The organism is Chamaesiphon sp. OTE_75_metabat_556 (assembly GCF_031378165.1).
Lineage (GTDB): Bacteria > Cyanobacteriota > Cyanobacteriia > Cyanobacteriales > Chamaesiphonaceae > Chamaesiphon.
Genome location: NZ_JANNDR010000173.1, coordinates 1 through 4286, shown reverse-complemented (window position 1 = coordinate 4286; position 4286 = coordinate 1). Strand labels below are relative to the sequence as shown.

Sequence of the window (4286 nt, the reverse complement as noted above, 5' to 3'; positions counted from 1 at the left end):
CTCCCTTCCCGCCGCAAGACTATTTATTGACCGCGATCGATTGCAAAGACTGGTTTTCAGCGGATAAAATTTATAGTAGCGATCGAGCCTTAACTGTCACAGTCAGAGGGATCTATACTCTTTGAGCGGAAAGGGAGTAGTGAATTTGATTGAAAGCTTTGAAGATAAACACTATCAGCTCAAGCCAGCCACTCCTTTGGAAATTCTGACCGAATTGATGAGTCAGCGTGGGCTAAAGCAGAAAGATTTAGTATCAGTCTTCGGTTCTCAAGGAATAGCTTCAGAGGTAATGAATGGGAAGCGTGAAATCAGTAAGGCAATTGCTAAGGCTCTAGGAGAATTTTTCAATGTTTCACCAGTACTGTTCTTTGATACTGGCGATCGTCGTTAGAATGTGCACAAGTTTCGATAGATATGTGGGATAAGACTGATAATTTAGTAATTGAGGTTAGATATTATGGTTGCAGCACAAGAGCATTTGCCCCGACTTACCCCCCAGGAATACTTTGCTTGGGAGGAACAGCAGGAAATTAAGCATGAATACTTTGATGGCGAAGTCTTTGCTATGAGTGGTGGGACAGTCAATCACGGACGGATCGGCGGTAGGATCTTTGCTCTAATTGACGATCGCCTCAGTGAATCGGATCGGTGCATTGCGCTTAACTCAGATGTGAAAATTAAGATTCAAGCATCAGAAAAGTATGTTTACCCCGATGCAAGTGCGACCTGTGACGAGCGAGATCGACAAACAACTCAATTTATCAGCCATCCATCTCTAATCGTCGAAGTACTCTCCCCCAGCACCGAGGCTTACGACCGAGGCAAGAAATTCAAACTCTATCAGCGATCGCCCAGCTTAGTTGAATACGTCCTAGTCAGTGCTGAAGAAATCGAAATTGAAGTATTCCGCAAGAACGAACGTGACAAGTGGGAAGTGACTAATTACGTTGCTGGGGATACGGTCGAACTAGAAAGTATCGGACTCACTTTTGCGATCGAACGAGTCTATCGTGGCATCGAGTTTTGAGCTTGCCAAATTTATCCAAAATAGGTCAAATCTATGCACGTTGGAAAAATATGTATAGAAAATTAGTCTTTTCTATACATATCAGATGCAATATGGTTGTAATATTTTGCTTTGTGACGATAGACGAGAAGTTTTTCTGTTAAAAACTTGGAAAATAGCTTAAAATTGGGATAGACACTAGCATTCCATTGTTCACGCGATGAAAACCCTAACCAAGACTGAATCTATCCGCCAACGGATTCTTGCTGGCGGGGAAAGATTTTGGAACCATCAAGATTTAGCCGACTATCCCTCAGCCACCATTGCTAAAACCTTCACCCAATTGGTTAAAGAAGGTATCCTCCAACGCATCAGCAAGGGACATTACTACCACCCTCGCCACACTCGATTCGGTAACAGCCAACCAGTTAGATCTGAATTACCCTACCAACTCACTCAAACCCGCGTCTATCCAGCCGGAGTAAACGCTGCTAATTTACTGGGATTTACAACTCAAAATGCGATCGATGGGACTTTCGCCACTACTGCGAGTAGTTTACCGACAGCTTGGTTGGGACAAAGAGCCAAACTCTATACCCGTCGTCCGAGTACCTGGGAGAATTTATCGGCTACCGAAGCAGCCTTACTGGACTTCTTACGATCGCGGGGAGAATGGAGCGACTTATCGCCATCAGAGACAATCGAGCAACTACTGAATCACTTTCGAGTCCCTGGACGATTCGAGCGGTTAGTCACAATCGCTCATGCCGAACCGCCGAGAGTTCGAGCGATGCTGGGGGCAATCGGACAGGAATTGAAATATGCAAAGGACTTATTACAGCAGTTGAGAACGGGATTGAATCCCTACTCGCGGTTTGAATTTGGGAAATTGAGTAGTCTCTGGTACGCCCAGGAGTGGCAAGCTAAATGAGACTTCATCAACATCCAGAATTTCGCGATGCAATCGTGGCTGCTAGTAATTACTTTGCGCCGAAGGGCATTTCCACCCAGTTAATCGAGAAGGATTACTATGTGACTGAAGCTCTGCGGACGATTGCGGGTAGATGGCAAGGGGAAGTTATTTTCAAAGGGGGAACCAGTTTATCGAAAGGTTGGCAACTAATCGATCGATTTTCGGAAGATATCGATCTGTTCCTGAATAAACAAGCCTTTGTACCACCGTTGGGAGCCAATCGCGTAGACCGAGAATTGACTGAAATTGAAGCTGCTGTTGCTTTATATCCAGGACTAACTCTAGTGGATAAATTGGGAAATCGCAAGCGGGGCGCGAGTCGAAATAGCTATTTTGATTACCTGTCGATGTTTCAAGGAGCCGAAAGTATCTCACTGATTGCTCCACAAATTTTACTGGAAATGGGCACCCGCAGCGGTGACTATCCGATTCAGAAGATCGAACTCAGTTCCTATCTAGTGGACTTCTTGCGGGCGATAGGCGAGAATTTGGGTACTGAGGAAGAAACTAGTTTTCCGATGCTCCTACTGGATTTTCGGCGCACTGCGATTGAAAAGTTGTTTGCCATCCACAGTCGAGTCGAGCAGTACATCGAGCGGGGAGAACGTTTGGGCAAGTATACTCGCCATTATTACGACCTCTACTGTTTATTTCAGCAGCCAGAAGTCCGTGCCTTGCTAGAAAGTGGTGAGTATGGGGAACTCAAGTTAGATTGCGACAGGATTAGTCGGGCTAGTTTTGGCGATAGCTATACGCCGCCGCCAGAACTGAGTTTTCGGGATAGTTTTGCTCTATTCCCTGATTCAGAGTTGCAGTCTTATTTGAGTCAGGAATATACTCTGCAATGTCGGCCCTTATGTTATGGGGACTTTCCAACTTGGGAGGAAATAGCTGGTTGTTTTGAATCCTGTCGCGATTGGCTGTAATGAGGAGTAGTTATGGTTGAGATCGTCATTCACAAGATAGTTCCTGTCTCCGTTCCTGTCGTTACTTCGGATAATCTCTGGGCGGAGTTTGGGCAATTGAAGATTGCTGATAGTACCAGGAAGCAGTATGTTAAGGCGATCGAGAATTTCTGTCAGTTTGCTTATAGTGGCTCTGCGAATCCAGAGACGATCTCGGAATTTCTAGATCTCGATCGATATGCTGCAATAGAGATGGTATTAAGGTATCGTCGTCATTCGATCGATAAAAAACTGGCACCCAGCACGATTAATGTCCGGCTGGCGGCGATTAAGAGTTTGGTGGACATGGCGCGGAAGCTGGGTAAAACCACGATCGATCTGGGTGATATCGAGAGCATTCCCGCTGAAACCTATCGCGATACTAGGGGGATTTCGGTCGAACAGTTTAAATCGATGTTGGAGGCAATCGATCCGAGTACGCCCATTGGGGTAAGAGATTATGCGATTATGCTGTTATTCTGGGGGAATGCGCTCCGGCGGGGGGAAATTGCTAGTACGAATATTGAGGATTTTTTGCCCCAGCAGCAGAAGTTGACGGTTTTAGGTAAGGGGAAACGAGCGAAGGTGGCGATCGATCTTAGCGATAGCGTAAGTTATGCTTTGGAGGAGTGGCTGAATTTTCATCCCTGTAATGTAGCAGGACAGCCATTGATTACTTCTTTGAGCCACAATTGTTATGGGGCAAGGATTGCTGGGGATAGTATCTATCGGATCGTGCAGGGGTATGCTGAGGCTGCGGGGATCGAGCGGCGAGTTTCTCCTCACCGTTTGCGGCATAGTTCGATTACAGCGTTTTTGGATGCTAGTGGGGGTAATTTGCGGGCGGCGCAGGCGTTGAGTCGGCATAGCAATCAGAATACGTTGACTCTGTACGATGATAATCGACGACAGGAACAAAAGGGTGCTTCTGGGATGTTGGAGGATTTGTTGACGGGGAATGTTAAGAAAACGAGCGACTAATAATTTATTTGCTGGATTTATTAGTGGATATGCTGAGTTTTTAAGTAGTTACAATCGACCGTAAACCTTTTTAGCGGTTAAGTCTCTGCCACAGTAAGGACACTATCTTTGTGTCGATCGCGAAGCGCGCCGAGGCGGTCGAACAATTACCGAAAAGCTCTGCTAGACCAAGGATATTCCAGCCGAATCGACGTGGGTGATTTGGTCGAGACGATCCGGTGCAAATGCACAGTCGGTATAACCCTTGTTTGTCACTCTAGAAGATCTAAAATGGAAAGAGAGGGCATAAAGGAGACAGGGCATATGACACAGCCAAGAGCCTCACAACCGACGATTGGTTTCATCGACCAATATTGCAGTCAGTATCAAAGTATCTTTCCAG

General features: G+C 46.0%; 5 protein-coding genes. All 5 read left to right on the top strand.

Annotated features, from left to right (window positions below; genetic code table 11):
• The first annotated feature begins 121 nt into the window (after nt 1-121).
• The 5 genes from RMO27_RS07300 (at nt 122) to RMO27_RS07280 (ending at nt 3904) form a co-directional block, all read left to right on the top strand.
• A complete protein-coding gene (locus tag RMO27_RS07300; RefSeq protein WP_309730972.1) occupies nt 122-391 on the top strand; it encodes a hypothetical protein in 270 nt (89 codons plus the stop codon).
• 66 nt (nt 392-457) lie between these two features.
• Nucleotides 458-1027 (top strand): Uma2 family endonuclease, encoded by a 570-nt coding sequence (locus RMO27_RS07295; RefSeq protein WP_309730971.1) that lies wholly within the window; start codon nt 458-460, stop codon nt 1025-1027.
• 199 nt (nt 1028-1226) lie between these two features.
• Nucleotides 1227-1937 (top strand): hypothetical protein, encoded by a 711-nt coding sequence (locus RMO27_RS07290; protein WP_309730970.1) that lies wholly within the window; start codon nt 1227-1229, stop codon nt 1935-1937.
• Nucleotides 1934-2905, top strand: coding sequence for a nucleotidyl transferase AbiEii/AbiGii toxin family protein (locus RMO27_RS07285; RefSeq protein WP_309730969.1), 972 nt, complete (start codon nt 1934-1936; stop codon nt 2903-2905). The genes RMO27_RS07290 and RMO27_RS07285 overlap by 4 nt, the downstream gene beginning before the upstream one ends.
• 12 nt (nt 2906-2917) lie before the next feature.
• Nucleotides 2918-3904 carry a tyrosine-type recombinase/integrase gene (locus tag RMO27_RS07280; protein WP_309730968.1) on the top strand — a complete coding sequence of 329 codons (987 nt, stop codon included), beginning with the start codon at nt 2918-2920 and terminating at the stop codon, nt 3902-3904.
• The last annotated feature ends 382 nt before the right edge of the window (nt 3905-4286 follow it).

What these genes read in the sequence shown, in the direction of transcription:
- RMO27_RS07295 (WP_309730971.1), top strand. Translation starts at nt 458, where the DNA reads ATGGTTGCAGCACAAGAGCATTTGCCCCGACTTACCCCCCAGGAATAC.
- RMO27_RS07290 (WP_309730970.1), top strand. Translation starts at nt 1,227, where the DNA reads ATGAAAACCCTAACCAAGACTGAATCTATCCGCCAACGGATTCTTGCT.
- RMO27_RS07285 (WP_309730969.1), top strand. Translation starts at nt 1,934, where the DNA reads ATGAGACTTCATCAACATCCAGAATTTCGCGATGCAATCGTGGCTGCT.
- RMO27_RS07280 (WP_309730968.1), top strand. Translation starts at nt 2,918, where the DNA reads ATGGTTGAGATCGTCATTCACAAGATAGTTCCTGTCTCCGTTCCTGTC.